At 44.5% G+C, this 13,433-nt stretch carries 16 protein-coding genes; 7 read left to right on the top strand and 9 right to left on the bottom strand.

The features are described from left to right. Positions 1 to 61: 61 nt before the first annotated feature. A complete protein-coding gene (gene spoIIID / locus FB592_RS02910) occupies positions 62 to 343 on the bottom strand; it encodes a sporulation transcriptional regulator SpoIIID (protein WP_003221804.1) in 282 nt (93 codons plus the stop codon). Positions 344 to 357: 14 nt separating this feature from the next. Next, positions 358 to 468 carry a protein usd gene (locus FB592_RS02915; RefSeq protein WP_010886628.1) on the bottom strand — a complete coding sequence of 37 codons (111 nt, stop codon included), beginning with the start codon at positions 466 to 468 and terminating at the stop codon, positions 358 to 360. Positions 469 to 692: 224 nt separating this feature from the next. Between FB592_RS02915 and FB592_RS02920 the strand changes: the two genes are divergently transcribed. Both FB592_RS02920 and FB592_RS02925 read left to right on the top strand, forming a co-directional pair. Continuing rightward, positions 693 to 1,106 (top strand): MarR family winged helix-turn-helix transcriptional regulator, encoded by a 414-nt coding sequence (locus tag FB592_RS02920; protein WP_003227771.1) that lies wholly within the window; start codon positions 693 to 695, stop codon positions 1,104 to 1,106. Between the two features lie 21 nt (positions 1,107 to 1,127). Then, positions 1,128 to 2,318, top strand: coding sequence for an MFS transporter (locus FB592_RS02925; RefSeq protein ID WP_021480789.1), 1,191 nt, complete (start codon positions 1,128 to 1,130; stop codon positions 2,316 to 2,318). A gap of 81 nt (positions 2,319 to 2,399) precedes the next feature. Here the strand turns inward: FB592_RS02925 and FB592_RS02930 are convergent, their stop codons facing one another. From FB592_RS02930 to FB592_RS02950, 5 genes are all read right to left on the bottom strand, one after another. Then, positions 2,400 to 3,806, bottom strand: coding sequence for a right-handed parallel beta-helix repeat-containing protein (locus FB592_RS02930; RefSeq protein WP_031315369.1), 1,407 nt, complete (start codon positions 3,804 to 3,806; stop codon positions 2,400 to 2,402). Between the two features lie 104 nt (positions 3,807 to 3,910). Beyond that, positions 3,911 to 5,383, bottom strand: a complete 1,473-nt coding sequence (gene pucI / locus FB592_RS02935) for an allantoin permease (protein WP_014481153.1) — start codon at positions 5,381 to 5,383, stop codon at positions 3,911 to 3,913. A gap of 180 nt (positions 5,384 to 5,563) precedes the next feature. Then, positions 5,564 to 6,922: an MFS transporter gene (locus FB592_RS02940; protein WP_032727108.1), complete on the bottom strand. Its 1,359-nt coding sequence runs from the start codon at positions 6,920 to 6,922 to the stop codon at positions 5,564 to 5,566. After that, entirely contained in the window at positions 6,922 to 7,491 is a 570-nt protein-coding gene (locus FB592_RS02945) for a hydrolase (protein WP_141949259.1), read from the bottom strand. The genes FB592_RS02940 and FB592_RS02945 overlap by 1 nt, the downstream gene beginning before the upstream one ends. A 186-nt stretch (positions 7,492 to 7,677) precedes the next feature. Beyond that, positions 7,678 to 8,139 carry a hypothetical protein gene (locus FB592_RS02950; RefSeq protein ID WP_072175615.1) on the bottom strand — a complete coding sequence of 154 codons (462 nt, stop codon included), beginning with the start codon at positions 8,137 to 8,139 and terminating at the stop codon, positions 7,678 to 7,680. A 281-nt stretch (positions 8,140 to 8,420) separates the two neighbouring features. Between FB592_RS02950 and amtB the strand changes: the two genes are divergently transcribed. The 3 genes from amtB to bcrC all read left to right on the top strand — a co-directional run bounded on the left by amtB (position 8,421) and on the right by bcrC (position 10,759). Continuing rightward, a complete protein-coding gene (gene amtB / locus FB592_RS02955; protein ID WP_003227757.1) occupies positions 8,421 to 9,635 on the top strand; it encodes an ammonium transporter AmtB in 1,215 nt (404 codons plus the stop codon). 11 nt (positions 9,636 to 9,646) lie between these two features. After that, complete coding sequence (locus FB592_RS02960) at positions 9,647 to 9,997, top strand: P-II family nitrogen regulator (protein WP_003221829.1); 351 nt, start codon at positions 9,647 to 9,649, stop codon at positions 9,995 to 9,997. Positions 9,998 to 10,177: 180 nt separating this feature from the next. After that, entirely contained in the window at positions 10,178 to 10,759 is a 582-nt protein-coding gene (bcrC, locus tag FB592_RS02965; RefSeq protein WP_015714854.1) for an undecaprenyl-diphosphate phosphatase BcrC, read from the top strand. Between the two features lie 40 nt (positions 10,760 to 10,799). On the opposite strand, the gene FB592_RS02970 is transcribed toward bcrC, so the two are convergent. Beyond that, the gene (locus tag FB592_RS02970; RefSeq protein ID WP_141949260.1) at positions 10,800 to 11,222 is read right to left on the bottom strand and encodes a VanZ family protein; all 423 of its coding nucleotides are present in this window, start codon (positions 11,220 to 11,222) and stop codon (positions 10,800 to 10,802) included. Positions 11,223 to 11,332: 110 nt separating this feature from the next. After that, a complete protein-coding gene (spoIIQ, locus tag FB592_RS02975) occupies positions 11,333 to 12,205 on the bottom strand; it encodes a stage II sporulation protein SpoIIQ (RefSeq protein WP_014481160.1) in 873 nt (290 codons plus the stop codon). Positions 12,206 to 12,345: 140 nt separating this feature from the next. Here spoIIQ and FB592_RS02980 point away from each other — a divergent pair, with 140 nt between their 5' ends. Both FB592_RS02980 and FB592_RS02985 read left to right on the top strand, forming a co-directional pair. Next, a complete protein-coding gene (locus FB592_RS02980; RefSeq protein WP_072173812.1) occupies positions 12,346 to 12,837 on the top strand; it encodes a GNAT family N-acetyltransferase in 492 nt (163 codons plus the stop codon). Then, complete coding sequence (locus FB592_RS02985; protein WP_015714857.1) at positions 12,834 to 13,352, top strand: DUF5362 family protein; 519 nt, start codon at positions 12,834 to 12,836, stop codon at positions 13,350 to 13,352. The genes FB592_RS02980 and FB592_RS02985 overlap by 4 nt, the downstream gene beginning before the upstream one ends. The last annotated feature ends 81 nt before the right edge of the window (positions 13,353 to 13,433 follow it).

Here is a 13,433-nt window from a genome sequence, read left to right on the forward strand (position 1 = left end):
AGTTCTTTACAAATTTTTGCGGATGTTTTATGAACGATTTCAAGAAGGCAATGCCAGGTGATTACGATTGCTGAACAGGCTCTCCTTCGAGAATTTCATCTTTTTTATATTTGAGCTTTGTCGCTTCTCCTCCTCTTAAATGCCTGATGGATTTATGATAATCGAGTATTTCTTTCACTTCGTTTGCCAAGTCGGGGTTAATTTCAGGCAGACGCTCTGTTAAATCCTTGTGTACTGTACTTTTGGAAACACCAAATTCCTTCGCAATGACACGAACGGTTTTCTTTGTCTCCACGATGTACTTCCCTATCTTGATTGTTCGCTCTTTGATGTAATCGTGCACACCACTCGACCTCCCTAAAATGGATGTGAGAAGTGTGAAATGAGATCCGTATTCTGTAAAGAGTCGTTCATTATGCCGCTTCTTCGTTGTATGGTTTTAAAAGTAAGTTTGTGAAATATGCCCACGATCCCTCACCTCAAACACTCTCTTTGTTAGGTTTGTAACAGTGTATTAGCATTCTTTTGGGAATATGCTAAAAACTCAATAAGGACAAGGGGTGAAACGAACTTTTTCAGATTCAGCAAACTATTTCGCGTCACTAAATTTTCATCTTTACAACTATTGATCGCTCCTGTAAAATGAAATAAGCAATTAGTTACTTAGGTAAGTTTTTTAGAAGGAGACCGACATGTCCTACGTCAACAGACACCTCATTCATCAAATCAACCAAAGCGCCCGCCTGATTGCCAAGAAAGCCAATGAACAGCTAGAGCCATTCGGCCTTTATTCATCTCAATGGTCAGTTTTATATTGTTTGCGTACGATCGGACCAATGACTCAAAAAGAGATTTGGTCCTATTTAAATGTGGAAGCGCCGACTGTGACTCGGACGATCAAACGCCTGGAGGAGAACGGCTGGGTTCAGAGACGGCAAGGTGAAGACAAACGGGAAAAACTTGTTGTCCTCACAAAAGAAGCCGAGAAAAAATACGAAGAAATCAATGTGAAAATGCTGAAATTCGAGGAAGAGCTGCTTGCAGATTTCCGGGATGAAGATAAAGAAGCTTTTTCTCATTTATTCCGCATGTTTTTACAACAATGAAAATAAGGAAGTGACATACATTTGAAAAAAACGGATGCGATATGGACCAAGGATTTTATTATGGTCCTGCTTGTCAATTTATTTGTGTTTGTGTTCTTTTATACATTTTTAACTGTATTGCCGATCTATACGCTGCAAGAGCTTGGCGGCACAGAATCACAAGGCGGGCTTTTAATCAGCCTGTTCCTTCTGTCTGCGATCATTACACGGCCTTTCTCCGGAGCCATCGTTGAGCGTTTCGGGAAGAAAAGAATGGCGATTGTATCAATGGCGCTCTTCGCCCTATCATCTTTTCTGTATATGCCGATTCATAACTTTTCCCTGCTGCTCGGATTGCGGTTCTTCCAAGGGATTTGGTTCAGCATTTTAACGACTGTTACAGGTGCAATTGCCGCTGATATTATTCCAGCCAAACGGCGCGGTGAAGGGCTTGGATACTTTGCCATGTCTATGAACCTCGCTATGGCGATCGGGCCTTTCCTTGGCCTGAATTTGATGAGAGTGGTAAGCTTTCCTGTATTCTTTACAGCCTTTGCGCTGTTTATGGTTGCGGGCTTACTTGTTTCGTTCTTGATAAAAGTGCCGCAAAGTAAGGACAGCGGCACGACTGTATTCCGTTTTGCGTTCTCGGATATGTTTGAAAAGGGCGCACTCAAAATTGCGACGGTCGGTTTGTTTATTTCTTTCTGTTATTCAACAGTCACATCATATCTGTCTGTATTCGCCAAATCAGTTGACCTTTCGGATATCAGCGGATATTTCTTTGTTTGCTTTGCGGTGACAATGATGATTGCGCGCCCGTTCACAGGGAAATTGTTCGACAAAGTCGGACCGGGCATTGTCATTTACCCATCAATCCTGATTTTCTCTGTTGGACTCTGCATGCTGTCCTTCACACATAGCGGCTTAATGCTTCTGCTTTCAGGGGCGGTTATCGGTCTTGGCTACGGATCAATCGTTCCTTGCATGCAAACATTGGCGATACAGAAATCTCCGGCTCACCGCTCCGGTTTTGCAACGGCAACGTTCTTTACCTTCTTTGACAGCGGAATTGCTGTAGGATCGTATGTATTCGGATTGTTTGTAGCATCTGCCGGCTTCTCTGCCATTTATTTAACAGCGGGGCTGTTCGTTTTAATTGCTCTGCTTCTCTATACGTGGAGCCAGAAAAAACCTGCAGAGGCTGAAGGAAAAGTGTCTATTGCAGAATAAATTTCAGGCTGCCGGGAAATCCCGGCAGTCTTTTTTACATATAAAAAACGGCGCTCTCTAAGAGAACGCCGCTTATAGCAATTATTCAATGACAGGCCGCGCAGGTGAATCAGGATCTAACGAAAAATCATAGGACGCTTCATCACGAAACATCGGATCGGCATATATGGATTGCTGATCGTTTTTTGTTGCTTTTCGATACGACGAAAATGAATCATATTCTTTCTTTTTCCACATCCATATGCCGTCTTGATCCGCTTCCTTGTGGTACACGTTATGATTGACCGTATTTCCTTCATTTTCTGTAAAATCGTTTCCGATAAATAATCTGGAATCACCAGCCGTCAATATATTCTTTTCAATTGTGTTGTTTTTCGTATCGTACTGCAGCAGCAGCTGTCCGCCGTACAGTCCCTTTGTGTCATTCCGGTACATAATATTGCGGGCAATCAGAGAATTGCTGGTGCCGCCCCGCTTTTTGTCATATCCTCCGATTGAAATACCGGTGTACGCATTGTTGTACACTTTGTTGTCTGTGATCTGAATGGCATTTGCATACTTTCCTTTGTGTTCAGACGTTGCTTCAATCCCAATATCGTTATCGTAAACTGTGTTGTTCTTAATTTCGATATCGTGTCCTCCATCGACATAAATCCCGCCCGCTGAGTATTCATCTCCATAAGCAGGATTGCCGTAAGTCGAGTTTTGATAAACTGTATTGTTTTCTACGACTCCGTTTCGCACGTAATCGTTTTTATCCGCGGTTCCCTCATAACCAATTAGATCAATCCCGATGTTATTATTGTTGCGGACCACATTGCCTGCAACTGTGAAGCCGTCGATATTACCGTTCAGCACAACTGCTTCACTCGCTCCAAGCGTCAGTTTCTCAACTGTATTGTCCTCGATTCGGATGTCTTTCATGCTGCCAGTCCCATAAACTGCGATTCCGTGAGCATTTCCTTCATCCGCTGTTGTCTTAATCCCCCGGATGTGATTATCCTTAATGGCGATATGACTGCTGGACCCTGATACATAAATCCCTATAGCAGTTGCTTCCTCAGATGAAACAGAAAGATCTTGAATTGTTAAACCGCTGATGGCAATGTCATGTTTATCGTGAATACGAATAAGCGGTGTTTCATATTCAGCGTCCGTAACGGATTCACCGCTAATCACGACGTTTTCATTTTCATAGTTTCGGAATGTGATAGGCTTTCCATCCGTACCGCTGTGCTTTACATCAAGGGTCTCATGATACGTGCCCTCCCGAATCATGACAGTTGTGCCGGCAGCAGCCTTCTCAGATGCGTGTGCCAATGTACGAAACGGCTTTTCTTTTGTTCCTTCATTTTGATCACTGCCATTTGGCGAAACATACAGATAATCCCCAGATCCTTCCTCATTCGCTTTTGTCTTATCATAAACGAAAGCGAGGATGACAGACGTTAAAACACCCGCCAAAAGAATAAAATACCATTTTCTCATTTTCGATTCCCATTTCGTTTTAGAATAGATTTCTAAAACCATTATAAATGTTCTATTTATGGAAAACCATTCAAAAATATGAAAATATACCGTCTAAATAGATCTTATTCAGCCTGGCTGACCTGCGCATGTTCAACCGTTTCAATTGCCAATGATGCAGGCGGGTGAACACGCATCAGAACAATGTAGAAAAGAAAGGAGATTAGCACACCTACAAACCAAGATATATCGTATAAGCTCTTCAATGCAGGAACATACATGCCAATCAGCGAAATCAGCGCCCCTAACATTGTGGCTGCAAACGCACGGTAATTGTAGCCCTTCCAATACACATACCGTCCTGTTTCGGAATACAGGTCATCTACCGAGAGCTCACGTTTGCGAATGATAAAATAGTCGGCCATCATCACGCCTGCCACCGGTCCAAGCATGCCGCCTATTAAGCCAAGAAACGCATACACGCTTGTCGCGCTCTCCATCAGCTTCCATGGAACCGTAAATAAAGCGAGCAACGCTGTGATAAAGCTGCCACGTTTGAAATTGATATATTTCGGCAGGGCATTCGCTATATCATAAGCGGGCGATACGATGTTCGCCGCGACATTTACAGAGATCGTGGCGATGCAGAGCGTGATCACGGACAAAACGATGACATAAGGGTTATCAAATCGCGCCAAAATATCGACAACATCCCAAATCGGCTCTCCGAACGCGACCTGCGAGCCGGAGGTCACCGTAATACTTGCGAATGCGAACAGCGCAAACGTTCCCGGCAAGCCGTAAAATTGTCCTTTGATTTGCTCTTTTTGTGTTTCAGCAAAGCGTGTAAAATCAGGTATATTTAAGATCAACGTCGCCCAGATGCCGATGATGCCAGTAACTCCGGCAGCAAACGGCCAGAATGTTTCTGAAAACGTATGAAACTTTCCTGGTTGAGAGTATATCGGGCCCAATCCTCCGGCAATATCAACGGCCCACCATACCATGCCGCCAAATACCAGATACACTAAAGGCCCTGCCCACACCTCAAAACGTTTAATCGACTCCATGCCGTGATGCAATACGAGTAAATGAATAGCCCAAAAGAATACAAAGGAAAGCAAACCGGACAAGTGAATGCCGAGAATGTTCCACTCGCCGCCAATTTCTCCCCAGCCTGGCCACATATTCAAAAGCAAAATGTTCAGTGCCGTGCTACCCGCAAATGTCTGGATGCCAAGCCACATGATAGCTGTAAACGCCCTTAGAAGCGCGGGGATATTCGCGCCGTATATCCCGTAAGAAGCCCGAATGATCACTGGAAACGGCAGCCCGTATTTTGTCCCCGCATGGCCGTTTAAGGCAAGAGCGCCAAATAGGATAAGTGATGCCGTAATAATGATCGCCAGCACCTGCCAAGGCGAAAGGCCGATCGCAATTAATCCTCCCACGGTCGCGTAGGTCGGTATGTTATGTATACATCCCATCCAAATGGAGGCAAAGTTCATTGCTTTCCACGTCCGTTTTTCCTGTCCCAAAGGCACCAGATCTTCATTGCTCAGCCTGTTGGATTGCTGCTGACTCTCTTTTAATTTCATAGCCGGCTCCCCTTTCCATATTGTCTATATGTCGTCACACGTTATGTTTTTTGACATTAGATGTCACTTAATATAACTGAAGAGTCAGACAATAACACTGGCTATGATATACAATTTTCCCGTTTGTATTTGAACAGCTTAAACAAGAAAAAGAGACAGACCTCAGAGCCCGTCTCTTTCTTAAGATGCAGTTTTCATTAATGCAGCAAATCTCACAGCCATTAACAGGCTTGCTCCGCCCGCTATAATCATAATGATTCCCATCATATCAAAATGGGCTGCCGTGATTTCTTTACCAAAAAGAATGCCAAGGATCACCGAAGACAAAATCGATCCTAGGTAACGGCAGGTTTGAAACAGGCCTGAAGTCGTTCCTACCATGTTGGAAGGACTCGTTTCCAGCATCGCTGCCTGAAGCGCGACATTGCCCAGTCCGTAGCCTATACCCAGGAGCGACAGAATGAGCCCTTTACCGATGGTCTGGACATTGATAAAAAAGATGGTTAAGAGCACGGCTCCAGCCGTCATCAAAAGTGCTCCCGCAAAGATCGGCTTGACGACACCAGATCGGTCGATCCATTTGCCGGTTAGAGGTGACACAACGATGCTCATTCCAGACATAAACAGCATAAACAGGCCGCTCGTTTGAACAGAAAGATGCATTTCATCCTGAAAGTAACTTGGCAAACCAAAAAATAAACAATAGAAGAAAACATTCAATAATATAAACTGAACATACACGGCTGACAGGTTTCGCTGTGTTTTAAACAGACGGACATCAATAAACGGCTTATCCGTTTTCAGCTCGCGCCAGACAAACGCACAGAGCAGAAGTAAGCCAAGCACACCTTCAACCGCATGCGGCGACGTGCTGAACGACAGCAAAAAGGATAGAAGGAAAATGATTCCCCCGGCAAATAAAACAATTCCAAGAATGTCGAGCTGCCGAATAATGGTTTTGATTCCTGCCCCTTTTTTCTGATCTTTCGGGAACATATACAGGCCCAATAAGAAGCTGAGGATAATAAACGGCAAATTAACGATAAAGATCGCCGGCCAGCCTCCCCATACAATCAAAAACCCGCCGACTGTCGGCCCCAGCGCCGTCATGGCGGACGCAAAAATAGAGAGTACAGCCAAGGCTGAAGCTTGGCGCTCATGAATATGATTCCGAATCAAGCCGACACCTGACGGATAAATCGCACTGCTCCCCACCGATTGAAACAGCCGCATGACCAATAATGTCATAAACGTCGGCGCAAACGGCGCTCCGATGGCAGAAACCGCAACAAGAATAAGCCCGAATAAAAACAAGCGTTTCCGCCCAATCAAATCACCGAGCTTTCCCGTTACGGGCTGCGCTACGGCACTCGCCAAGTAAAACGAGGAAATCAGCCAGGAAACCGTTGTAAACGAGAGGTGAAACTCATGCTGGATGCTATGGAGCGCAAGAGAGATCATAGACGAGTTCAGCGGATTCAGCATTGTTCCCGAAGCCACAGCTGTTAAAAAAACAGCTCGGCTTTTTTTCGATAACATCATTTCACTTGTTCCAGAAACTCTTCCGTTGCCCGCGATTTACCGATTCTCGGGAAAATAAAGCGCAGTGTGGCTTCATGCTCTTCATCGCTAAATGTGGACATGGCATCTGTAATAAAAATCTGCTGATAGCCAAGCTGAAATGCCTCCCGTGCTGTGCTTTCCACCCCGATATTCGTTGCGATGCCGCACAATACAATCGTATCAATGCCGCGACGTCTCAGCTGCAAGTCTAAATCTGTGCCAAAAAAAGCACCCCATTGCCGTTTTGTCACAGTATAATCGCCATCCTGCACACCGATTTCCGGAACAAATTCGGCCCAGTCCGCCGGCATTTCCCCTGAACCTCCCTGCGCAGGCTCATCCGTTTGCGGCTTCAGGGCGTCCGCTCCATCATGAAAGGCTACATTTACAAAGCTGATGAACCCGTTATGTTTCCGAAATTCATCTACGAGCTTTTTCGCGTTCGGGACAACCTGGCCGCTTTGATCAATCGGCACAATCCCCTTTTGTAAATCAATGATAACCAATGCTGTTTTTTGAAAATCAATGTTGAGTGTATTCATCATACGTCTCCTCCTGATACTGTTAGTGTTTCTCACATTGCATATTTTACTCTTCACACTGCCTAAGTTCTTTTATGATGCTTGTGAAATTCTCAGAAGGAGCGTTTTCTCATGATTTTTCTTTTATGTAGTAGTAACAGGTTGTGCATACGAACAAACCGGCAAGCACAGTAATCATAAGGGGCGTCATCACTTCATCACCTGCCTGCTGTCTATCGGTTCCTGCCTGAAAATGCCCATGAATTTGCGGCGGTCCATCCAAAGCAGGATAAGACACATAACCATTAATATCGTGCTAAGATCCTGCACGCCAATGTCAAAACAATAGTTAATCAAGACGATGTTCACAATAATGGGCATAAAAATAACCGCCCCTAATGCAGCCGTTCGCGGAATCAGTAATAAAACAGCTGCCAGGATTTCACCAAAACCTATAAACAGTTCATAGACATGAGAATAACCGAAAAATGTCCACGCGATCGTAAACCCCTTCCCGGCAGCCGCCTCGATTTCAGGCGTCACCTCGCCAAACTGGCCAATTACCACTTTCGCCAGACCGTACACGAAAAAATTAAAGGCTAAAAACAATCGGAACGTCGCGGGAATCGACTTGCGTACCGCTTTCCTCAGCCTGCCGCCTTTCTTCATCATACATCCCCCTCAGTGTATTATTTGATATAGTACACTTAATACAGTATATAGTATTCTAATTAATGTCAATTCCCTTTTCAGCTCATATGAATAGCTTCTTTTATAGATACAAAGTCTTATATCGTAAAAAATGCCATTCTCCTTTCTTTCCGTCCCTCGATAACATTCCTTAAAAACCATGTCAGGAAATCTTACATGAAAATGTTTTATCATTCTTTTTTCTCTATAATGAAGAAATATAATAATTGCTTTTTATTCTGAAAGATACGGAGGAATGAGACATGCAAATGGGCGATACAGTTTTTATGTTCTTTTGCGCTTTACTCGTGTGGCTGATGACCCCGGGATTAGCGTTATTTTATGGAGGAATGGTAAAGAGCAAAAATGTGCTGAGCACTGCCATGCACAGTTTCTCTTCCATTGCCATCGTTTCCATCGTTTGGGTGCTGTTCGGATATACACTTGCCTTCGCACCAGGCAATTCAATCATCGGCGGGCTGGAGTGGGCCGGCCTCAAAGGGGTCGGATTTGATCCGGGAGATTACAGCGATACCATCCCCCACTCGTTATTTATGATGTTCCAAATGACGTTTGCCGTTCTGACTACAGCGATTATTTCCGGGGCCTTCGCAGAGCGGATGCGATTCGGCGCTTTTCTTTTATTCTCGGTTTTATGGGCCTCTTTGGTTTACACACCCGTAGCGCACTGGGTATGGGGCGGCGGCTGGATCGGCCAGCTTGGAGCGCTCGATTTTGCTGGCGGCAATGTTGTTCATATTTCCTCCGGTGTGGCAGGACTTGTTCTTGCCATTGTGCTCGGCAAACGGAAAGACGGTACAGCGTCTTCTCCGCATAACCTCATTTACACCTTCTTAGGAGGAGCTTTGATTTGGTTCGGCTGGTTCGGCTTTAACGTCGGCAGCGCTTTGACTTTAGATGGTGTAGCCATGTACGCGTTCATCAACACAAACACCGCGGCTGCAGCCGGGATCGCCGGCTGGATCTTAGTAGAATGGATCATTAACAAAAAACCGACAATGCTCGGAGCGGTATCTGGCGCAATCGCCGGGCTTGTCGCCATTACGCCGGCTGCCGGATTTGTCACACCGTTCGCTTCTATTATTATCGGCATCATCGGCGGGGCAGTTTGTTTCTGGGGAGTATTCTCGCTTAAAAAGAAATTCGGATACGACGACGCGCTTGACGCCTTTGGCCTGCACGGGATCGGCGGCACATGGGGCGGAATCGCAACAGGATTATTCGCAACAACCTCTGTTAACTCAGCGGGCGCAGATGGGTTATTTTACGGTGATGCAAGCTTAATCTGGAAACAAATCGTCGCCATCGCCGCCACTTATGTTTTTGTATTTATTGTCACTTTCGTTATTATTAAAATTGTAAGCCTCTTCCTTCCCCTTCGCGCAACTGAAGAAGAAGAGTCACTTGGGCTTGACTTAACGATGCACGGGGAAAAAGCATATCAAGATTCTATGTAAGGAGTGACGCTATGAGCGGTCAAATGTTCAAGGTAGAAATTGTAACGCGTCCGGCAAATTTTGAAAAGCTGAAGCAGGAACTCGGAAAAATCGGAGTGACCTCTCTGACTTTCTCCAATGTACACGGCTGCGGCCTTCAAAAAGCACATACGGAGCTCTATCGAGGGGTAAAAATAGAAAGCAATGTATACGAGCGTTTAAAAATAGAAATCGTGGTCAGCAAGGTTCCTGTTGATCAAGTGACAGAGACCGCTAAAAGGGTGCTGAAAACGGGATCACCGGGTGACGGTAAAATATTTGTCTATGAAATCAGCAATACGATCAACATCCGCACAGGCGAAGAAGGACCTGAAGCACTTTAATATCGGTACGAGATTCGGACACTCCGGATCTCTTTTTTTGTGCACAGAATCCCCCCAGAAACCGCGATTCCTCTTCGAATTCTCTTCAAGCGCCGTTATTTCAGACAATCTCTATTTTTATTTGAAACTTTTCATGAGTAAGATTAGTCTACTAAATATAAAAATGTAAAAGGTGATTATTTGAACTACGAAATTTTTAAAGCAATCCATGGACTATCTCATCACAATTCAGTTCTCGATTCCATTATGGTCTTCATCACGGAATATGCCATTGTCGCCTATGCCCTTATCCTATTGGCAATCTGGCTGTTTGGGAACACACAAAGCAGAAAACATGTGCTATACGCAGGCATCACAGGAATTGCAGGCCTTGTGATCAACTATTTGATTACGCTTGTTTATTTCGAACCGCGTCCGTTCGTTGCGCATACAGTGCATACACTGATTCCGCATGCTGCGGATGCTTCATTTCCAAGTGACCATACGACAGGTGCATTAGCGATTTCTATTGCGATGCTTTTCAGAAACCGCAAAATCGGCTGGCCGCTTGTCATTTTTGGGCTATTGACAGGCTTTTCGAGAATTTGGGTGGGACATCACTATCCGGTAGATGTATTGGGCAGCCTCGTTGTCGCCATCATTATCGGGTTCCTTTTCTTTAGATTTTCAGATCTGCTTCGCCCGTTCGTCGATTTGATCGTGAGGATCTACGAAGCCATTATCAATAAACTGACGAAAAAACCAACCGATCAAAATTTCTAAGAAAGACAAAAGCCGGCGTCTGAAATCAAGACAGCCGGCTTTAATATTTCTCATACATCTCTTGTTTTCTTCGCTTCGCCAACACATATAAACCATAAAACAATCCAATTCCAACAGCATCGATGAGCACATCCCGGATACAACCATTCCTGCTGAAGAAGAGCTGAAGAACTTCTGTAAAAAAAGCAAACGCGAATGAGCTGGCTGAAGCTGATCTTATACTGCCCCGCTGTTTCCACAGCAAATATGTCAGCACAAAGAAGGAAAACGCGTGTCCGATTTTTTGAATAAACGCTTCAGGTACAGTAAGCTCAGTAAAATCCATAACTAAAAATTGAGACAGATCAGGGTGCGGCTGAAAATGAAAAGCCACCGTTTGCGATACGACCATGCCGCTGAAGCTTTCCGTACAGACAGAAAGCAGGATAAAAAAGATCCAGCCTGCGAGCAATAGGCGGTTCATGACATAACCTCCTTTATAACGTACGTGCCTACATGTAACTACATAGACGGTAAAACAAAGCAAAAAGTAACAGAAAAAAACGCCCATCACAAGGATAGACGTTTTCTTCATTAAGACTGTTCAGTGTCTTCTGTTGTGCTGCTTTCTTTAGAACCAGATTTGTCAGTTGAATCATCCTTTTTCTCACCGGATTTTTCTTCTGTTCCTTTTTCAGTTGATCCGTCCTTTTTCTCGGAAGATTGCTGAATGGATTCTTCTGTTTCTTGGGTGGCAGCTTTTTCTTCAGCAGCTGCTGCTTTTTCAATAGAAGAAACTGGTTTGTCCATAAAGTTTAACGGATTCATTGCGACCCCATCTTTACGGATTTCAAAGTGCACGTGGTTTCCGCTGTCTTCACTGTAAAGGTTCTTGCCAGATTTTCCGATCACTTGATTTTGTTTTACTTTGTCACCTTGCTCAACGCTTACTTCGGAAAGAGATTGATACACAGTCGATAAACCGTCGGCATGTTCTACTTCCACAACATATCCCAGCACTGGATCTTTTTCAGCTTTAACAACCGTACCGCTCAGAGAAGCAGAGACATCGAAATCTTTTCCGTCTTTCTCAGCTAAGTCAATTCCTTTGCTTAGGCTGTACGTGTTATTATAGGTAACGAGTGCTGCTTCTTTCTCTTCTTTTGCGGCATCGGTTTCATAGAACTTTTTCACAACAGAAACGTTTTCAGAATCAACAACCGGCATTGCGACATTTTCCATTGACTTTCCTACTTCAACTGCATCGTCGTTGTTGTCATATGCGGAGTTTCCGCCGTTATCAGCCAACTGATCCTTTACCTCATCATTTGATACTGATTGATACCAAAGGACAGCTGTTAAAATGACGGCCGCACTGACTAAGTAAATTGCAGGGAACACCCAGCGTTTACGAAAAAACTGCTGAAGTTTTTTGACTTGAGAAGTTTTCTTTTCTTCCTCTCTCATTGTTTCATCACCTCAGCAACATTCTGAACACTTTTCTGAAAATATATACAACCTATCCAAAAAAACTTTTTTAGATGTAGTTTGCACAGACTGAACGAAAATATGTATTTTTTTGAGAGGAGTGCCAAAAACGTATGAACATGACATTGCGCCTTGCTGAAAATAAAGATCTGGAGGCTGTTGTTGCGATTTATAATTCAACGATTGCTTCTCGAATGGTAACAGCCGATACCGAACCGGTAACTCCTGAAGACCGGATGGAATGGTTTTCGGGACATACAGAGGCACGTCCGCTCTATGTGGCCGAGGATGAAAACGGAAACGTCGCTGCCTGGATCAGCTTTGAAACATTTTATGGAAGGCCAGCCTATAATAAAACAGCGGAAGTCAGCATATACATTGACGAAGCATGCCGCGGCAAAGGTGTTGGATCATATTTGCTTCAAGAAGCGCTCCGCATTGCCCCGAATCTTGGCATCCGCTCACTTATGGCCTTCATTTTCGGGCATAATAAACCAAGCCTGAAGCTGTTTGAAAAGCACGGGTTTGCAGAATGGGGACTATTCCCCGGCATCGCCGAAATGGACGGGAAAAGATACGATTTAAAAATTTTAGGGAGAGAGCTTTCATGATTAGTCTGGATAAAGATGAAAACGAAATTGAAAATCATAATGAAGAAAATAGCCTTGTTAAACAGGAGACTGCACCTGTTGAGCAGGAGACCCGCCAGCTGAGTGCCTCTGCTGTCAAGTCGCTATCCGACATTGCCAAGTGGGGCAAAATTTCTGGCATCTTGTTAATCATTATGGGATCGCTTGTCACTCTTTCTGTTTTGATGACAGTGATTGGCGCCATTCCGGGCGTACTGCTCATTATTTCAGGCGTATTTTTGATGCGCTCAGCAAAAGCAGCCGCGGAAGCCGAAGGAAATCTAACCGGCAGCGCTGGCGAAAGCATGCTTGAAAATTACGGGACATTTATAAAAATGCAGCTGTTTTATGCAGCATCCAGTATCGTTACTGTCCTGATCGGGATCATTGTAGCCATTTTCGTGCTGGTGGTAATCGGCATTGCTGCTTTTGAGAACACGCCTTCGTATGATGATCCGGATTCTTATTATTATGAGGATGATCCGGTGTTTGAATAATGATGAGACAGGACAGGGCATGAGTTCCATATAAACGGAACCATGCCTATTTTATTTGACTATTCAAAGCAGGCCGGCGTA

The sequence above is a fragment of the Bacillus sp. SJZ110 genome (assembly GCF_006715455.1).
In the GTDB taxonomy this organism is placed as follows: Bacteria; Bacillota; Bacilli; order Bacillales; family Bacillaceae; genus Bacillus; species Bacillus subtilis.

Coding starts and splice junctions, on each gene's coding strand:
- FB592_RS02920 (WP_003227771.1), top strand. CDS start 693: ATGTCCTACGTCAACAGACACCTCATTCATCAAATCAACCAAAGCGCC.
- FB592_RS02930 (WP_031315369.1), bottom strand. CDS start 3,806: ATGAGAAAATGGTATTTTATTCTTTTGGCGGGTGTTTTAACGTCTGTC.
- pucI (WP_014481153.1), bottom strand. CDS start 5,383: ATGAAATTAAAAGAGAGTCAGCAGCAATCCAACAGGCTGAGCAATGAA.
- FB592_RS02940 (WP_032727108.1), bottom strand. CDS start 6,922: ATGTTATCGAAAAAAAGCCGAGCTGTTTTTTTAACAGCTGTGGCTTCG.
- FB592_RS02945 (WP_141949259.1), bottom strand. CDS start 7,491: ATGATGAATACACTCAACATTGATTTTCAAAAAACAGCATTGGTTATC.
- FB592_RS02950 (WP_072175615.1), bottom strand. CDS start 8,139: ATGATGAAGAAAGGCGGCAGGCTGAGGAAAGCGGTACGCAAGTCGATT.
- amtB (WP_003227757.1), top strand. CDS start 8,421: ATGCAAATGGGCGATACAGTTTTTATGTTCTTTTGCGCTTTACTCGTG.
- FB592_RS02960 (WP_003221829.1), top strand. CDS start 9,647: ATGAGCGGTCAAATGTTCAAGGTAGAAATTGTAACGCGTCCGGCAAAT.
- FB592_RS02970 (WP_141949260.1), bottom strand. CDS start 11,222: ATGAACCGCCTATTGCTCGCAGGCTGGATCTTTTTTATCCTGCTTTCT.
- spoIIQ (WP_014481160.1), bottom strand. CDS start 12,205: ATGAGAGAGGAAGAAAAGAAAACTTCTCAAGTCAAAAAACTTCAGCAG.
- FB592_RS02980 (WP_072173812.1), top strand. CDS start 12,346: ATGACATTGCGCCTTGCTGAAAATAAAGATCTGGAGGCTGTTGTTGCG.
- FB592_RS02985 (WP_015714857.1), top strand. CDS start 12,834: ATGATTAGTCTGGATAAAGATGAAAACGAAATTGAAAATCATAATGAA.